We start from the raw sequence: 18783 nt of genomic DNA on the forward strand, positions 1-18783 counted from the left end.
TTATGCTGGAAAACTCTTTAAAGTTGCTTTTTCTAAAACTAAATAAACAATTATATATTTTAAAATAACAAATACATCTTTTAATATAAAAAGAATCTCTTTAAATTGATATTACATCTGTTTAATAAATAACTAAAGTAATTATAGTTGCAAAATTATTAATAGTTATTTATTTTTGCAAGAACTATCAAAATTGATATGTAAAAACAATGGGAAAAAACATAGAAGTTGAAGGAAAATATTATCCTTGTACAATAAGTCTCGCAATGGATTTAGTCGGTGGAAAATGGAAAGCTGTTATCTTATATCATCTTAAAGACGGAGATAAACGTTTTAATGAACTGCGAAAAGAAATTGAAGTAATTACAGAGATGACACTCAGTTTACAGTTAAAAAATTTAGAATCAGACGGTTTAATATCCAGAACTGTAGATGGAGATAAAGCTCCGGTAAAAGTATTCTACAGTCTGACTCAATTTGGCAGAACGTTTATTCCTGCTTTGGATGTTATTAATAAATGGGGACATTATGTAGCCGAAAAGAAAACAAATCATAGATGATTCGTTATCGCTAAATACTTGGAAAAAAAATGAAGAAATAATTTGCGGGTTTTCGTTTCGCAGTATTTGAAAGTTAGTGAAATAAATGAGTACTTTTTAGAATTTAATAAAAAAATCTTCGGAAAATAAATATCTTTAATAATACTTTCCGAAGAAATAAACGAATTGCTACTCATAATCAAGAGAGCTTAAAATTCTACCTATTTTTTATTTGGAAATCTGATCTATCCACTGGAAAAGCTCATCCAAATCGTAATCTCCACTATGAGGTTTGTCCCAAGGCAATGCATAGTCTACGTAATAGCCTTGGTTTGCAAGTCTCACAGCTAAAATAGCAGAAATCGCCAAACCAGTATCTTTATCTTTTGAACCGTGACGAATTCTCCAATATTTTGCTGTTTTTGTATGAGCATCTCCGATATAATTCATAGGATTCATCATTTTTACAATTTGTTTATCCGCTATCACTGCATTACTTACGGTACTATTTTTTAAGCTGTATTCAGTAAAATGTTTTGCATTAAAACTTTCTGTTCCAAACTCTGTATTTTCTGCTGCTGATAAATCCAGTGCATCAAAAGCAGGTGGTGTTTTTTGTCTTTGCATATAGCGTACATACTCATCCCAATTAACGTCTGTTACTATTCCGTTTTTTATAATAAGAAAGGATTTTCCGGAAAGATCAGTTCCTGCTTTTAATGCGACATTGGCTGATACAATTACTTTTGCCTTCAAAAACTCTTTGCAAGAACCATTTCCACTATTATCTAATGTGAGGAGGTTTCCCTTTTCATCTTTAAGTTTCAGAGAATTGATATAGGCAGGAAATGTGTTTTTTAACTCCAATGAGACCTTCTGTTGCCTTTCATTTAAAGTTTCTGTAGCTGTATCGGCTTGAGGTCCAAAGAGCCCTCCTTTTTTGTAATCATTTACCCCGAAAAACTGCCATTCATAAGCAGCGTCTGCGTGATCCAAATTGGTAATTGGGCAGTAATCAGAGGAGGCATAAATAGCATCGCTGGTCTCTGCTGCTCCTATTTCTTTCAGGTAAGGCAAATAATCAGGGTTATCTCCGGTAGCTCCCAATAAAGCTGACATGGCACCACCAGCACTGGTTCCATTGGAAATAATTTTGTCGGCATTGCCCGGCATTTCGCGGTCGTTTAGTTTAAGATAACGAATGGCTGCCTTTAAATCTACCAGCCCGGCAGGTGCTTTCCCATAGTATTTGCCATCTTTATTTTTATTCGTACGCCCTCTTGCTCCCGCAGAAGCTACTACATAGCCATGAGCCAAGGCTTTTAAGATGGTATTTTCTTTTTTGTCTTCAAAACCGCCCTGTGGTCTTTGCTGGTTATTATCGTTCGCCACACCGCCATTAATCGGAGGTCTAAAATTATTTGACTTTGTAGATCCGGGTTCAGCAGGCATATAACCACCTACCTGATTAGGGAAAAATATAGGAGCATTTTGGGCATTGTATCCATTAATACTTTTATTTCTGTAATATTCTTCAGGAACATAGAAATTAAGAACCTGATAAGTTGTATCTACAGGTTTTTCCACATAAACAATTTTCTCAAAAGCTCTTACGCGGATTTCTTTACCATTGTAAGTAAGAATTTGAATCTCGTATTTGTCGGGATTAAAATTTAAGCCCGAACCGGCTTTCCTTTCTTGTGCGCAAGAGAATAGCGATATAAAACAGAAAAGACCAACTATCGTATTTTTCATATGATATTATCTTAAGCTAATGTTATTTCTTTATTAGTAATTTTATTGCAAAAGTTCTTCTGAAATGGAATGAACATCGAAATCTAAATATTGTAACAGAAATCAATCTGCTCCTAAAATAAATATTCTTCTTTTATTCTTTTTTTCCATATCTATTGAGCAAAAATATTGTTTCTGTAATTTAAATAAGAAAAATGTTGTGAAATGATTTATTTGTGGGGTGAATATATAAACTTTTAAAATTTACTTATCAAAAAAAGAATTCGGACTAAAAAGTGAACTGTCTACTTTATACGTATAATATGATCACAAAATATTTCTTAGGGATTAATATATTAGTCATAAAATCTGTATAATTTTTCCATTTTAGAAAGTATTTTCAAAAAGGTAAATGAAAACCGCCTGAATCAAAACAATGCATCCGAATTTTAATAAAAAGGAAGTCTTGGAAATTTTATGTCTGAAGAAGATCATTGCCAGTAAAGCTCCGATAGTTCCACCCAAAAAAGAAACCGCCAAAAGCGTATTTTCAGAAATTCTCCGCCGGTGCTTTTCTGCTTTTCTCTTGTCGGCTCCATAAATAATAAAGGTAAAAAGATTGATGGCTGTTAAAAAATAAAACATTGGCAAATCTAAAATAAAAAAGAGTGTTAATAAACACTCCTTTAAATATTTTTTATATACATAAAGTATATTCGCAAGGATCCTGCGGAGGAGCTTCTCCACAAATAATATCAAAAGTACCGCAGTTACTTGATGATCCTCCACCCCATCCCCATTGAACAACGCATGTATTTGGATCTTTACATCTTACCATACCTTTAATGATACCTCCCTGAATAGATTTCATCGCATTTCTAGAAACCTTTTTTAGATTTTTCATGATATATTTTTTATAGTTTGAGAGATAAAAATATAAAAAAACATTAGATCTGCAAAATATTTCAACACTTATTGAATAAAAAATATCCTTAGCAAATTTATTCTAAATAATTGTAAAGAATCCTCTGTAAAATCTTATATTAATTTACATTTGTATGATTAATTAAATTAAATGACAGTACAGGATTTAGCAGGAAGTTATTCTATTCAGGGAAGCAATCAGGAGGAATCTCAGGAAGTTTCCTATCATGGAATATTAACTTTATTTCTGGACGAAAACAACCGTATTGTTGCAGAGTGGATGATTGGAGATCATATCCAAACCGGTACAGGATTTTATAAAGACGGAATTCTGGTTATTAATTTCCGCTATGAAGGTGAAGATCTGAAAATCTACAAGGGTGTGGCAGTTTACCGCTGCATCAGCAAAGATATTCTGGATGGTTTCTGGTCTGAAAAATATGGTGATCCGAGATTTCTGGGAAGTGAATACTGTGTGAGGATTTTTGGATCGGAGGTGTTGAATTAGTTTATAATAAAAATTCTTTTAAACCATAATAATTAATCCGGAAACAGATTAATTATTATGGTTATTATTTTGCTTAAAAGTTAATCACTTGTTTTAAAGTGTTAAAAAATGCCTGATAAAATGATGAATCCTGAGCATAAAGCTTATAAAGTTCCAACTCCTGCTTTCTCTGTTGTGCCATCACATCATCAAGGATCTTTTTCAGAGCAAGCTCTCTGTTCTGGTCATCAGCATTTTTTGCGACCTTCATATCAAAGTCCGGATGCGCCTGTATAGATTTACTTAAAGAAATGAATTTCACTCTCTGATCTTCCGGTGTGATTTCCCAGCCCTGAAACCATTTTTCATTAAAGCCTTTTATTATGTTCTCTAATTCATCTTTTACTTCTTCACCATGTGCACCACGAACATTAGGATTTTGGGGAGCAAGTTCTGTTTCAGAATCATCAAGAGAAATGGAAGCATTCAGCTTCACTCTTTCTAAACCATAGGTTGATAAATCCACAGATTCCAATAATTTATCAAGTGCGTCATTTTGCGGATCTTCTATTTTAAGTTTAGGAATGAGGAATTTTAAAAACCAGAAAAGTTTTTCCCACCCGGCATAAGTAAAACTTTCGGGTAGCAGGGCTGCAGCCTGTCCGTAAATTTTCACAAACTGCTTGGCTTTAATTTTGTAATCTGCTTTCAGTTTATCATCCAGTTCTAAGCCGTCTGCAAATCTCTGGGCAGCCACATCAATAATCGGACTTAAAAACTGAGCATCTACGCCATTAAAATATTCTTCATTAAAATCTTCCACTTCCGCCTGCTCATAGATTCCGGAATCATCCAGACTGTCTTTCAGTTCATGCAAAACATTGATATCTGTCGCGCCGCTTAAAGTTGTGGATGTATAGAAGGGATCAAATGATTTCTGAATATCTTCTACCGAATTAAAAAAATCCAATACAAAAAGGTCTTCAGTTTTCTTACCCAGCTTATTGGCAGAACGGTTTAATCTTGACAGAGTCTGCACCGCCAAAACACCCTGTAATTTTTTATCAACATACATTGCTGAAAGCTTTGGCTGATCAAATCCGGTAAGGTATTTATTGGCTACGATCAGCATTCTGTATTCGTCCTCATCAAATCTATCTTTTGTTTCACTTTCCGGAAAACCATTCATCTGCGCTTCGGTATAGTCGATGCCGTCTACTTTTTTTTCTCCCGAAAAAGCAATCACTATTTTGAATGGATTTCCCCGTTTATTTAACAACTGCTGTAAAGCCTGATAATAACGGATGGCAGATTCTATACTCTGGGTTACCACCATTGCTTTGGCTTTGCCTTTAAGTTTTTTGGTATTGACTACCGATGAGGTAAAATGATCCAGCATTATTTCTGCTTTCGTACCTACAGTCTGTTTATGTTTTTCAACATAAGCCCTTAATTTCTTCTGCGCTTTGGTGGTATCAAACAGAGGATTTTCTTCTATGGATTTCTCAAGTTCATAATAACTTCTGTAGGTAGTATAGTTGGCTAAAACATCCAGAATAAATCCTTCTTCGATCGCTTGTTTCATCGAGTATAAATGAAATGGTTTAAAAGAACCGTCTTCCTGCTTTACCCCAAATTTCTCTAATGTATTATTTTTTGGAGTAGCAGTAAACGCAAAATAAGAAGCATTCTTCGTCATTTTTCTGGCTTTCATCGCTTCCAGAATCTTATCCTGATAGTCTACGGCATCAGTATCTTCTCCTTTGTTTCCGATGGCCTCATTCAGCTTATCGGCGGAGCTTCCGGACTGTGAACTGTGTGCTTCATCAATTATTACAGCGAACTGCTTACTGCCCATATCCGCTATATCTTTTACGATAACAGGAAACTTCTGAATGGTGGTGATAATTATTCTTTTTCCGCCTTCCAGAGCAGATTTCAGATCAGAAGACCGGTAAGCGGGAGCTACAATATTTTTCACTTCGGAAAACTCCTTAATATTATCTCTTAACTGTTTATCCAGTAATCTTCTGTCCGTCACCACAATCACAGAATCAAACAATGGCTGATTGATATTTTTAATTCCGGCAACGGCTTGGCTTTCAGGATAGGCTTCTATCAGCTGATAAGCCAGCCAAGTTATCGAATTGGATTTCCCCGAACCCGCACTGTGCTGAATGAGATAGGTCTCTCCTGCTCCTTTCTGAGTGGTATCTTTAATGAGTCTTCGTACCACATCCAGCTGATGGTATCTTGGGAAAAACAAATTCTTTTTGTTCAACACCTCATTTTCCGCACCGTCAAACCGCACAAAATGCTGTATAATATTAGCGATACTTTCCCTGCGCAATACATCCTGCCAGAAGTAGGAAGTTTTGTGCCCGAAAGGATTGGGCGGATTGCCTTTTCCAAAATTGTTGCCTAAGTTGAACGGCAGGAAGAAAGTGTGTGCTCCGTCCAGTTTGGTGGTCATATAAATTTCGTCGGTATCGACTGTAAAATGGACAATACATCTCCCGAAATTCAGCAGAGGTTGGGTGATATCACGCTTATATTTATACTGGTCAACACCATGTACTTTAGCATTCTGCCCGGTCCATGGATTTTTGAGTTCAATGGTAGAAATCGAGATTCCGTTGATGAAAATCACCATATCAATTTCTTCCAGCGGATTGGCAGCCGAATACCTTAACTGTCGGGTTACACTGAACTGATTGCGCTCAAAATTATCCTTAATGCTCTGGCTGCTGTTCTGCAAAGGAGCTACATAAAACAGAGTAAAATGGGCATCATCCACCGCCAGACCTTTACGAAGCAGCCGCAGAATACCGTATTTTTTCACCAGCTTGTCGAAACGGTCAAGTACTTTTATTTTCCAGTCGCTCTGGCGTTTAAGTTTTTCCAGTTCTTCTTTCTGGGTGGTTTCCAGAAAATCCCAAAAACGTACCTCATCCAAAGCATACTTGGCATTGAAATCTGTGGGATTGCCTATGCGGTAACCGTTCCCACTGTAAGGCTCATTGAGTTCGGAAACAACTCCGTTTTTTATATCTTCTGTTGAAATCCCGCAGAGTGCTTTTTGTATAGCGGTTTCTAAGGCGAGTTCGTTGGTTTGTGATGGCATATTACTGATCTAATCTTTTATCATTAAATTTCCAAGTCTCCAATACTAAATCTAGTATTTTTTCTTGTCGTAAATCTATACTTCCTTTATTCCATTCAGGAAATTCAAATTTATAATCGGCTTTAAACTTATTTAATGCAGTATGTGCTCCAATTGAAAATCCGTGATCTAGAAGTTTTGTACTGATTACTGAGGAATTGTTATACTCATTCTGTTTTTTTTCGTACCAGTCAGAATTTAATTCATTAAAATTATTTACAGCTTGATTAATCGTCGATTCTAATAATGTAACATTTCCTAATCGGTAAACATAGCTTCTGTAATCAGTCATATCTGCAAATTCATCGGTTAATAAACCATTTTTTGGTGTTTGTGGCAAGATGTGCTCTATCTGTAATGTATTGAGGAAATCTTTTCCTTGAATTGGTAAATTACATTTGCCAAGAATAGTATTCTCTATTTTACCTAACACATATCTCTCTCTATAATTTGGGCTGTAATGTAAATGCGAAATGGTTTTAAACTTCGTTATAAAATCACCTAATTTTTCTTTTAAATAAGGAACCATAGTTTCTGAAACAATATGCGCTACAGCTACAGTGTCTTTTTTATTCCGAAGTTTAATTGCCCATTTCGAAAACAAATTTTCATTATTTTTTGCCTGAATCCCCAAGGTATTACTATAAAAGAAAAAACTTTCAAGTTGCTTCCCCAAATATTCTATCACATCATCAGAAACATTTTCGTGTAAAGCTAAAAGAAGAATAAGATGCTGTCTGGATCTATATTTATTTATAAATCCAATATTGGTTATACTTGGATATGTTCCACCATCTTTTACCAATTCGGTTGCAATCACCAGCTCAGAGTATCTTTTAGACAAGGCTCTCAGCTCTTTAGCAAAAACTACCGGATTCGTTTCATATTTCGTTTGTTTTTTTCCTTCATCAGTTAAAAACCATTTGTAGATATCATCCTCACGTAAAATCCCATCGTAATAACGCGACATTAAAAAGTATCTCAAAAAACGTAAAGGTGTATTTTCTTCACCACATTTTTGGAGATTAGAAACTATTTCTTTCCAGATATCTTTAATTGAATTAAACTCACTTGGTTTAGCAGTGCTGAACAATAGATTTTTTACCAAATCCATCGCATTGAGACTGGAACCTCTTTGATTTATCGTTTCAAATATCTTCAATGCACTGCTAAGATTTTCAGATTCAATAACGACCAATTCTATTTTAGTGAGGAAATACCTTGCATACTTCACCAATGAATCTAAGCTTTCTTCTAAATATAACTGCAAATGACTGTAGATCTTAAAATACGCTTTTTCCATCTTTTCTATGGAGGCAGATTTTTCCTCAATAAAACCTTCTTTTGCTATCAGATTTTTAAGATATCCTTTACTTTCCTCATATTGTAGTTCAAGCCTCAACTGTGTCTCATCGCTGTCCATATCGAAATCTGAAAGTAATTCTTCAACATTTTGTAGATATTTCAACTGTTTTGAATCTAATGCTTGCTGTTGCAATAAATCACGCAGAGCACATAGCGTAAGGACTATTGTTGTTAATCTTTGCTGACCATCAATTACATCATATTTTTCTTTATTAGCCACAATAATGATTGAACCTATAAAGTAACTTTTCTGTGCATCACTATTTTCATCATACTCATTATCAATATCAATCAAGAATTGCTCTACCTGATCTTCGGGTTTCCAAACATATTCTCTTTGATAATCGGGAACTATAAAAAAGTAATCTTTCAATTTGGATATACTTTTAACTTCTGCTTTTATTTCCATATTTTGCTTTGTCTTTTGTTGAAATTCTACTATAAATTAAGCATTACTCATATGTACTTTTAATTTATCAATAAAATCTTCAAATGGAATACCTTTAGTATCAATTCTTTTTTGAGGGATGTGTCCCCTAAACTCTATCAATTTTGTATTGTCAATTGTTTTTTCAGATTCCCTATTTTCTTTTATAAGTTTCTCAAATTCATCACCTAAGTCTAAATTAACACTAATATCATCTTTCAATTCAGTAAAGGAGACAGTTTCAATATTTATTTTGTTCTTGGATTTGTAATTAGCTACATTAACTGTAATGACCGCATAGTTCTCTTTATTATTCGCACAACGTTCAACTTGTCTTTTACTTAATGCCACTATGCCTTCAGAATCCCACCTTGATTTAACTTCAATATAGTAGATGGGTCTATCCGATTTATATATTATAAAATCTTGTCCATTTTGTTCTTCAACACTTGTTAATTTTTGATCTGATGTTGATTCTATAATTTTTATTGTATCTCTCAATGATGAATTCAATTCGCTTTCAATTATATCTTGGATTTTTAACCCAACTTCATTTATATATATTAAATGATTCGATTTCCTGCTCTCCTCCTTTTGTTTTTCTTTACCTGCACGTACCAAGTCACTTAGATTATCAATTTTTGCTAGTTCACCTAATAAATTAATTTTTTCGGGCTTGACAGAAAGAATACTAAATAAGCTTTGCCTTGTACTTTCATCTTGAAATTTATACATTAAAATTTCTTCCTTTACTGCATTTATTTCTCTTAGCCAAATACCCCAAGGATCTGGTTTCGAAGAAATTTTTTCAATTAAACCAATTACAACTTCAATAATATTTTTATCAACCGGAATAAATCTTCTTTCACTATTAAGCTTTTGTTCTATCTGGCTGCCTAATTCAGCCCCTGATACAGAACTACTATGCTGAAGGAAACATTCAAAGCCATCAAAAACTAAATCATTGCGAACATCTCCTCCTAAAATTTTATTCCATTCATCTTTAAATACTTCGTCTTTTACATAATCCTTTTTTAAAACAGACTGCGACTTCAAACAATAATTTTGGTTAGGAATACACTCCATTTTATGCAAAAGTTCCTCTCTGAGATTTGCATTGGTATACATTATGTTAATGATTTCTCTTAAATCATTAATATTCGTTTTTATATCATTTTTAACAATGTTCTTGATATACAAATTTGCGAGTAACTTAATTGCAGGTTGATAATTCATCTCAACAGTAGGCGAAGACAATCCTTCAACAGTAGGTTCGGTTTTATATATTTTATTGTAGAATGAATTAAGATCAACATTTAGTTGCGTATTCCTATTTAAGCCAATGAATTTATTTAAATATTCAGTTAAGTAAGAGTATTTGATTTCTCCTGAGGAAAGTGATATTTTTCCTTTTTCAAGATTGTCTAGCAATTCATTACAAAATTTACTAAAATCCTCTTTAAATCTTTCTCTGTTATAAATATTTACATTCTCTAAAAACTCAAAATCGTCATGAATATATTTTTCACTAACTGATGCATTGATATTATTTATTATATCTATAAGCAATGTTTCTTTATTCTCCCATTTTACAAGATTTTCAATTGTTTTGAAATCTCCGTGCATATTTGGAATAAGCGAAACTTTATTAAGCAAAGTAACGTCTGTTCTTATTTGCTTTATAAATTCTTTATAAGATTCTTTACTATTTATAAATTCATAATTTGCACCACTTTCAGTTGAAACAATTTCAGCTATTTTATTCAATGATAAAATATTAAAATTTTTATCCGCATTTTTATTCCAAATATTTATGTACTCGCTAAGAATGCAATATGTATCATAGGGTGGAATTTTACGAAATTGCTTCAATAAAATATATACTTCTTTTTTTGCTTGTTCATGTAATTGTAAAATCGTTTCGTCAAAAAATTCGATATCACTAAGAGCGTATTTTTTGCCATCAAATTCAAGACGTTTAATATCCTTAATATTTTCAATGAATTTACTTTTCAAATCTTTCTCAAAACTTGAATCAGAAGCTGTAAATGAAATTTTAGCCATATCTACAATTGATACATTTTCATCTTCATTGATTCTTTTTAGTGCTAATTCAAATGCAATTTTTAATAAACTTTCATTGATTTCAACATCAATTTTCAACTCCTCATTTTCTTTTATTTTATGCAGATAATCTCTCTCCCTATTAGGTTTAAAATCATTAGCATGAATGATGAAATTATAACCTGCACTGCTAGTATCCATCAGAGGATAAAATAGAAACTGTTTTGGAATCTCATCAATAATTCGCTCTTCATTTGCTAATAATACTACAACCTTATTTTCTTTATCTTTTAATATTGGTACTTCTATTGGCTCATTATTTACCATTATAGAAACTTCTCTGTCAGAACTCTCATTCCTTTGATATTTCAATGTAGTATTATCATATGTAAGTTTTACTTGCGAAAGTTTATCATTAAAACAGAATATATAGGGTAATACTGTTTCAACATATTTAAGCATCGAGCCAATATGTTCTTTACCTTTATCAGATGCAACATACTCAAAAGAAGTATATTGTAAATGATCTTTTTGAGCTAATTTTAGATCATCACAAAGTGTTTCTATTTTATCATCTTGTGAAATAAGTTTATCTGTAAGTTCATCAATACTTACAGCATCCCGATCAATCTCGAAGTCTTTTAATAATCTATAGCTATTATCGTCTGTTAATAAAGAACCATTAACAAAAATCTTTTTCCCATAAATATGGGTACTCAAAAAACCTGTTCCGTACTGACCTAGTTTTTCGCTATTGTCTCCGTAAGATTTCCCTACACTATATTGATTTATTAATCCTCCAAATTCATCATCTGTAAATGGTCTCCCATTATGTTTAAATAATAGGCCCATATCTGTTTTTGCAATTTCAATGATCCCATTTTCTTTTACAGTGTCTAAAGCATTTTGGAATAGTTCCCAGATCGCTCTTTTCTCAGCATATTCGGGAACTATTTCCCTTATTCCTGTAAAAATCTTATTTGCTGAAGATTCAAAGAATCCCCTCTTCCGTTTATCTCCATATGATGCACACATTCAATTTTTGTTTTTATGTTATTAGTTTTAGTTCTTTTATTTATCTTTTCAGCTCACCCTCACTTTCCCCGTCACCACATTATCGATCAGCACCGTTTTATACTCTTTCAGCTTTTCTATTTCCTGTTGCTTAAGCAAAATGGCTTTGGCGATTTTATTAGAATTGATTTCAATAAAGTTCGCTATTTCCTTCTGTTCAGAAATTGGTGGTACAGCATTAAAAATTGTTTTCAAATCATTGATATTAAATCTAAATACTTTTATTCCTGTTGCAAATTTTTGTAGTTCTTTTGAAAAAACTTTTGCAGAAAAATACAAAAAGTGGCTGTCTACTTGTTCTTGATTTGGCTTAAGCATTATTTGCTCTCCTCCTAATAATCCTATTTCATTTCTTCTATAATAAACTGTGTGCCCCAAATCTTCAATAGTTTCAGATGTTGAAACAAGAATTACATCTCCATAATTTACAACTTGACTATTTTTGTAAAATTCATTATTAACATAAAAGCTATATCCTTCATTTACTTCATTTACCTTATAAGTTTTTCCATACTGCAATGCGATATATTCACCTGCATTTAATAATTCATCTTTTCCGAAAGGAGAATTTCCTCTAACGAATCGACATAAACTAACCAACTTCCTCACCTCCCAATGCTCCGGAATGTCCCCAATCCAGTCCACACCGCTGTCTTTGAGTGTTACGGTATCATCCAACCCTTTAGTAACGGCTTTTTGGATGAGGATCTGGCGGCGTTCTTTCAGCAGTTCTATTTCTTTTTCCTTGATGGCAATAGTTTGGTCTATTTTGGCGGTTTTGTCATCGAGAAAAGTGGCGATGGTTTGCTGTTCTTCCAAAGATGGAACAACAAGATGAGAGTCAGCTAAATCATTATAATTAATAGTTTGCCTTACGCCAGCACCCAAAGTTTTCATAAAAACAATATCATAGACTCTGAGAAGCCATCTGTAATAATTTTTATTTAATCCTTTTTTACTTTGTAAAATAATGTAACCGGAACTCACAACAACATTAATTGAAGACAATCCGATTCTCAAACTTTTTAAGTCATAATTCATATTCAGAGGATTCAATAAAAACTCTCCTTTATTTAGAACTTGATATGAAAGCTTTGTTGCTTCTGTAATTTTCTCATCGTTTTTGTAAACCACTTCTCCAAAACTTATCGACCCAGAATTTAGAGAAGCATCTGTAGTCTTTTTTTTCTCTTTAAAAAGCCTTTTAAACCTTACAATTTCCCAATTCTTAGGTATCTCCCCAATCCAGTCCACACCGCTGTCTCTGTATTTTTCGTATCGTTGCATCATCTAAAAATTTAAGATTTCAGCCAGCAATCCATCGCCTTCCTGTTCCAGTGCCAGAATGTCTTTCGTTACCTCTTCCAGACTCCGCAATGGAGCGGGCTGATAAAAATACTTATTGAAGCTCAGCTCGTAACCAATCTTTACAGAGTCCAAAGCGATCCAGCTTTCTTCAGCATAGGGTTTTACTTCCCGCAGGAAATAATCCTGCATATTTTCTTTCAGCGGGATGCTTTCGCTGTCGCGCAAATCACTTTCGGTTTCGTAAACGGTGTATAATCCTTTTGCAGATCCTTCTACAAGCTCAGGATGACAAGGGAAATAACCGTAATAAGGCAAATCTTTTTCTGCACAGCCTAAATAATTCAGCAAATCGGTAAGCTTCTGTCCAGTGAGCTTTTCTGTTTTTTTAACAACTTTATCAGCTTCTTCATCATACCAGCTTACCGCATCCAAAATCTGTTTTTTCTCTGAAGCAGACAGTTTGGTTTTATCGCCTTTCAGCACTTCATCTACTTTTGCGCTAAATGTATTGAAGTTGGTGTACACTTCCGTTCCCAGCACTTCCATCAGACGGACTGCAGTTTGGTACAGTGCTTCCTGCTTTTCCCAGTTTTCTTTTTTCAGGAATCCGGAAAGCTGTTTCGCATTGATGTTGAGCTCCTGTTTTTCGGCAAGATCCTCTATCTCTTTTTTATGCTTTTCCAGTCCGGCAAACACTTCCATTCCGTATTTTTCAAACAGCGCTTTGCTGAAATCCGGCTGTGCTTTATCCCATTTTAAAGCTTCAATCTTTTCTTCGGTCAATTGGGATTTCAGACGTTTCGGTCTTTCGATATTTACTTTGTAATAGCCGAAATCTGCATTGTCAAAAACCTTGCTTCCGATGTTTCCGGTTTTCTTCTTATCCAGCTCTTCTAATTTCAGATAGCAGTTCAGAATCTCCTGAATGTGTGTTTTAGTCAGCTCACAGTTTTTGTTCCCCAGATTTTTTCTGAGTTTCTGATACATTTCACTGGCATCAATCAACTGTACTTTTCCTTTACGGTCAGCCGGTTTATTGTTGCTCAGAATCCAGATGTAGGTGGTAATCCCTGTGTTGTAAAAAATATTATTCGGCAGCTGGATAATCACATCCAGCAAATCGTTTTCAATAATGTACCGTCTGATATTGCTTTCGCCACCGCCTGCATCACCCGTAAACAGACTCGAACCGTTGTGTACGGAAGCAATTCGGCTTCCAATTGTATTTTTGTTGGTTATTGCTTTCATTTTATCCACCATTTCCATCAGGAACAGCAACTGTCCGTCTGAAGAACGGGGAACCGCATCGGCATCTTCCTCTTCGCCCCAGTAATTCTTCAGTTTAATCAGAAAACGGTTGTCAATCAAGTCTTTTCCGTCTTTGATGTATTTCTGTTCACCCGCCCAGCTTTTTCCATACGGCGGATTCGACAACATAAAGTCGAATTTCGTTCCGGCAAATTCATCCGTAGACAAGGTAGACCCTACTTTAATGTGTTCAGGATCTTTCCCTTTAATCATCATATCCGATTTACAAATGGCATAGGTTTCATCATTCACTTCTTTACCAAAAAGGTAAACTGAAGTATTTGTTGCTTTAATTTCGCCTTCCTCGTCGGTAATAAAGTGTTCAGACTCCGTAAGCATTCCGCCCGTTCCGCAGGCCGGGTCGTAAATGGTAATCACCGAAGGAATTTTATCTTTAATCGGCTCAAACACCCGATGGGTCATCAAATCAATAACCTCTCTCGGTGTGTAGTGTTCTCCGGCTTCCTCATTGTTTTCTTCGTTGAATTTCCGGATGAGCTCTTCGAATACATAACCCATTCCTAAATTTGTAAGGGCAGGTAACTTTCTTCCTGAAGAATCCAGTTTTTCAAAAGGCGTAAGATTGATATCCGGTGATGTGAATTTTTCCAAAACATCGAGCAGCACATCCTTGTTGGCCATATGTTTTATTTGCGCCCGAAGATTAAACTTTTCTATGATCTCCTGCACATTGGAGCTGAAGCCATTCAGATAATCTTCGAAATTCCCTAGCAAAATCTGCTGGCTGTTCGTTGCTGAAGCATACAGGCTTTGGAGAGTCCATTCACTGGTGTTATAAAAGACATATTTAGAAGCGGCAGTCATCCCTTTATCATCCCATTCCGTAAACTTCATGGTATTTTTCTGAAATTCTACCTCTTCCAGAACGTGTTGCTTGGTAGGTTCCAGCAAAGCATCCAGTCTTCGCAAAACAACCATTGGCAGGATTACATCCCTATATTTCCCTCTTACATAGACGTCTCTCAGGCAGTCATCGGCAATGCTCCAGATGAAGGAGACGAGTTTATTGTGTACAGCGTGGTTCATTATGTTTATTAAAAAAAGAATTTAATCTGATAAAATATTTTTATCATTCTTTTACTTTTTTATTCGTAAAATTGGTCCCAAAGATAGCCAAAAAAGACATTTAATCTTTCTTCGGACTCGTGAGGTTTTTACATCTCAAATTATCTATATCCAAAATTTTATCAAATATAATTAAAAACATAATATCACCGTTATGGGAAACCATAAAATCCGGTGGCTTCGGCTCCGCTCAGCCACCACTACAGAAAAACAACATACAGCCCAACAACACCCAGAAACCCCATCAAAAAAACACGGTGGCTGAGCGGAGCCGAAGCCACCGTATTCAAATAAAATACTATCTTTAGAAAAAAATACAAATGATAAAAGGATGGATGTATATTCTTCTCTGCTCAGACGGCAGTTATTACACCGGCAGCACCAACGATCTGGAATCCCGGCTTTCGCAGCATCAAAAAGGAGAAGGTGCTAATCACACTAAAAAACGGCTTCCTGTAAAGCTTATTTATTTTGAAGAATTTGAACGTATTGATCTTGCTTTCTACCGGGAAAAACAAATTCAGGGATGGAGCCGCAGAAAAAAAGAGGCTTTAATCAATGGCTGGAACGAAGAACTTAAAAAAGCGGCAGAATGCATGAATGAAACCCACAGTAAGTTTTTTATAAAAGATGAATAAGTGGCTTCGGCTCCGCTCAGCCACCAATACAGAAAACAACCCACAGTCCAACACCCCCCAAAAAATCAAATCAAAGAACACGGTGGCTGAGCGGAGCCGAAGCCACCATTACAAAAAACCAACCACAGCCCAAAAATCACATCAAAAACTCGGTGGCTGAGCGTAGCCAAAACCACCATTACAAAAAACCAACCACAGCCCAACAGTACCCAGAAACCCCATCAAAAAATCCCGGTGGCTGAGCGGAGCCGAAGCCACCATAAAAAATCCCCACCCTTTCGGATGGAGATTCAGATTAAACTAAAGTATAAGCCCCAAGATACGCGCTGTTACATGCAAGGGTTTCTTTCGTATTCCTGAAAAACACCTATACCTGAATTTCCTTTCCTGTGTAGGAAGCAGGCATTGTGACATCAGCAGTCAATACTCCTCTTTCGGCAATGGATTCGAAAATTTCAAACGTTTCCAGTTCTTCGCAATAACACACCACATTGGCTTTGTCGGCGGCATCTGCATTTCCTTGTGCGGAATTGTCTTCCCAGCTCAGTGCAATGACATTTCCGGTCTGCGGAATAGCGTTGACGTTCTGGAAACCTGCCAGATCTCCTTTCGTAATCAGCACCTTGTTGTATACCAGTTCGGGAACATCGCCATTCATCTGTAACGCTTCGCTGATCGTGTAGGAAACCGCCATATTCACCCTTGATTTTGAGCCGCTCCCCGATCCGAAATATTTCGTCTGGATATTTTTGAGCGGCTGCAGAAAGCTGATCACCATGCTGAATTTGGTCTGCTGCAGAAGCTGTTTATCGGTAGGCTGTTTTGAGTTTGGTTTGGGAATACTTCTGATAATATCCTGTCCGCGCCAGTTTGCCCCTACAACCGTTCCCACTTTTCCTGAAAACCCTCCAAGGATTCCTTTTGTTATTCGTGCCATTTTGTGCATTTTTATTGGTTAACAGAACGAAGGTATTACAGAATTTTCCAATTTCAGGCACCTGGGAAAAAGATGACCGGTTCTGACTGCTTTTGACCGGTTTTGACCGGTTTGAAAACCCATTTCTTCGGATCATGTTCGGGTCTTCTTCGGATCGGCTTCGGAAAAATGGGATTTTTTCCGAAGAAAGACCGAACAACAGTCGAAGGATTCTGGGAGGATTTTATGAAAGTTTCTGCTTCCTTGTACGCTTCGGCTTCGCTCAGCGTACTTCAGTACAACTTAATTTTAAACAAATCATTGTAAGCCAAACTCTCCACTGTGCGCTGAGCGGAGCCGAAGCGCACTACAATTTCATTTTAAACAGATTATTGTATCAACATCCGCCACCGTAGGCTGAGCGGAGCCAAAGCGCACATCAACCTGAATAACCATCCCAAAATTGTTTAAAACCGCAAAGGTGCAAGATTTTAACATGCTCTATGTATTAAGGCGCAAAGATTTTATCTCCGATAAAATGTAATACGGATATTTTTCGCTTCGGCTCCGCTCAGCGTACTTCATTGTCAATCCATTTTAAACAAATCATTGTCAACCATACCCATCGTCGTGGGCTGAGCGAAGTCGAAGCACACATCACTGCAACACAATTTTAAATAAATCATTGTAGTAAAAAAAGATCCTTCGGCTGCTTAACATACTTAAAAAGCAACTTAAGAAGTTACATTGTACATCTGCGTAATCTCCACAATCTGCTTGAAGTAATCACACGACAATCAAGACAACAGATTATTGTAATAAAAAAAGATCCTTCGGCTTCTTACTATATTTAGAAAGTAATTTAAGCAGTTACTTTGTGCATCTGCGTAATCTACACAATCTGCGTGAAATAATTGAGAACGAAAATCAAAACAACAGATTATTGTGATAAAAGAGATCCTGCGGTGTTTCGCGCTCAGAATAACATAAGAGTGACCGTCGATCCGCATCATTCCGCAGAAACCGGTTTTAATCCCACCAACGAAAGACATAAAAATACCCTCATTTTTTGAGGGCTGTATTGAAAAACGATTTCGGATAGTATATTTTCTTTCCGATTTTTATATGCGGAATATTCTGTGATTTCCGGATTCTGAATAAAGTACTGTCGCTAATATTCAGCAGCCTTTTTACATCGGCACTGTCATAATACTGCGAATCGGTAATCTGCTTTTTCCTGAGGGTATCCAGAATTTCAGAAAAAATGTCCAGAACGGTATGCATCAGCTCTTCATCATACAACGGTGGATTGTTGGGTTTATTTTTCATCCTGTGCTTTTTTAAAAGAAATAATGTTATTAATTTTTATTTCAAACGTTGAGGAAATATAAAATATTGTTTCATTTTTCTAATAAAAAGAAAAGCTGAAAAAACGATAAAATACAATCATTCATTTCTTCGATAAAATTTATGAAATTTTTTTGTTAAAATCTTGGTTATCCTGAATCAGAGGGATGAAATCCTCTGTAAAGAGGAATGATATTTACCGAAAAAAAATTAATATTTTCATCATAGTTGCCAACATTCCGAATCTTCCGGTTGCAATCATATCAGAACTTAACAGTTTTTGGATCCGAAACGATCTTCAGCATCAAAAATTTATTTATATTCGCAGTCCTTAAAATTATTGACCATGAGAAAAAAAATTACTCTATTCTTATTCGGAGTTCCTTTTTTTGGTTTTGCCCAG

The 18783-nt window shown here is 35.3% G+C and carries 14 protein-coding genes; 4 read left to right on the plus strand and 10 right to left on the minus strand.

All coding sequences use genetic code 11. The features are described 5' to 3' along the window. Positions 1-209 precede the first annotated feature (209 nt). Positions 210-560 carry a winged helix-turn-helix transcriptional regulator gene (locus H6W52_RS19820; protein ID WP_076389845.1) on the plus strand — a complete coding sequence of 117 codons (351 nt, stop codon included), beginning with the start codon at positions 210-212 and terminating at the stop codon, positions 558-560. A 207-nt stretch (positions 561-767) separates the two neighbouring features. Here the strand turns inward: H6W52_RS19820 and H6W52_RS19825 are convergent, their stop codons facing one another. The 3 genes from H6W52_RS19825 to H6W52_RS19835 form a co-directional block, all read right to left on the minus strand. Continuing rightward, complete coding sequence (locus tag H6W52_RS19825; protein ID WP_116099992.1) at positions 768-2294, minus strand: subtype B tannase; 1527 nt, start codon at positions 2292-2294, stop codon at positions 768-770. A gap of 366 nt (positions 2295-2660) precedes the next feature. After that, entirely contained in the window at positions 2661-2918 is a 258-nt protein-coding gene (locus H6W52_RS19830) for a DUF1294 domain-containing protein (protein WP_116099991.1), read from the minus strand. Between the two features lie 52 nt (positions 2919-2970). Next, positions 2971-3177, minus strand: a complete 207-nt coding sequence (locus H6W52_RS19835; RefSeq protein ID WP_087710641.1) for a bacteriocin-like protein — start codon at positions 3175-3177, stop codon at positions 2971-2973. Between the two features lie 171 nt (positions 3178-3348). Between H6W52_RS19835 and H6W52_RS19840 the strand changes: the two genes are divergently transcribed. Beyond that, the gene (locus H6W52_RS19840) at positions 3349-3705 is read left to right on the plus strand and encodes a hypothetical protein (protein ID WP_116099990.1); all 357 of its coding nucleotides are present in this window, start codon (positions 3349-3351) and stop codon (positions 3703-3705) included. 73 nt (positions 3706-3778) lie between these two features. On the opposite strand, the gene H6W52_RS19845 is transcribed toward H6W52_RS19840, so the two are convergent. From H6W52_RS19845 to H6W52_RS19865, 5 genes are read right to left on the minus strand one after another with little or no spacing between them, the layout of a single operon-like run. Beyond that, a complete protein-coding gene (locus H6W52_RS19845) occupies positions 3779-6808 on the minus strand; it encodes a type I restriction endonuclease subunit R (RefSeq protein WP_116099989.1) in 3030 nt (1009 codons plus the stop codon). A 1-nt stretch (position 6809) separates the two neighbouring features. Then, positions 6810-8621: a DUF262 domain-containing protein gene (locus H6W52_RS19850; RefSeq protein ID WP_116099988.1), complete on the minus strand. Its 1812-nt coding sequence runs from the start codon at positions 8619-8621 to the stop codon at positions 6810-6812. Positions 8622-8657: 36 nt separating this feature from the next. Further along, positions 8658-11738, minus strand: coding sequence for a sacsin N-terminal ATP-binding-like domain-containing protein (locus H6W52_RS19855; protein WP_116099987.1), 3081 nt, complete (start codon positions 11736-11738; stop codon positions 8658-8660). Between the two features lie 48 nt (positions 11739-11786). Then, on the minus strand, positions 11787-13064 hold the full coding sequence (locus tag H6W52_RS19860; protein ID WP_185144446.1) for a restriction endonuclease subunit S: 1278 nt from the start codon (positions 13062-13064) through the stop codon (positions 11787-11789). A gap of 3 nt (positions 13065-13067) precedes the next feature. After that, positions 13068-15440, minus strand: coding sequence for a class I SAM-dependent DNA methyltransferase (locus H6W52_RS19865; RefSeq protein WP_185216911.1), 2373 nt, complete (start codon positions 15438-15440; stop codon positions 13068-13070). Between the two features lie 359 nt (positions 15441-15799). Between H6W52_RS19865 and H6W52_RS19870 the strand changes: the two genes are divergently transcribed. Then, positions 15800-16117, plus strand: coding sequence for a GIY-YIG nuclease family protein (locus H6W52_RS19870; protein WP_116099984.1), 318 nt, complete (start codon positions 15800-15802; stop codon positions 16115-16117). A 367-nt stretch (positions 16118-16484) separates the two neighbouring features. Here H6W52_RS19870 and H6W52_RS19875 read toward each other — a convergent pair whose 3' ends face one another. Further along, complete coding sequence (locus tag H6W52_RS19875) at positions 16485-17054, minus strand: DUF6266 family protein (RefSeq protein WP_123892024.1); 570 nt, start codon at positions 17052-17054, stop codon at positions 16485-16487. A 111-nt stretch (positions 17055-17165) separates the two neighbouring features. Between H6W52_RS19875 and H6W52_RS19880 the strand changes: the two genes are divergently transcribed. Then, entirely contained in the window at positions 17166-17360 is a 195-nt protein-coding gene (locus H6W52_RS19880; RefSeq protein WP_157967288.1) for a hypothetical protein, read from the plus strand. Between the two features lie 735 nt (positions 17361-18095). Here the strand turns inward: H6W52_RS19880 and H6W52_RS19885 are convergent. Further along, positions 18096-18362, minus strand: coding sequence for a helix-turn-helix domain-containing protein (locus H6W52_RS19885; protein WP_206608153.1), 267 nt, complete (start codon positions 18360-18362; stop codon positions 18096-18098). Positions 18363-18783 lie beyond the last annotated feature (421 nt).

This window comes from Chryseobacterium sp. C2(2020) (assembly GCF_014218915.1).
In the GTDB taxonomy this organism is placed as follows: domain Bacteria; phylum Bacteroidota; class Bacteroidia; order Flavobacteriales; family Weeksellaceae; genus Chryseobacterium; species Chryseobacterium mucoviscidosis.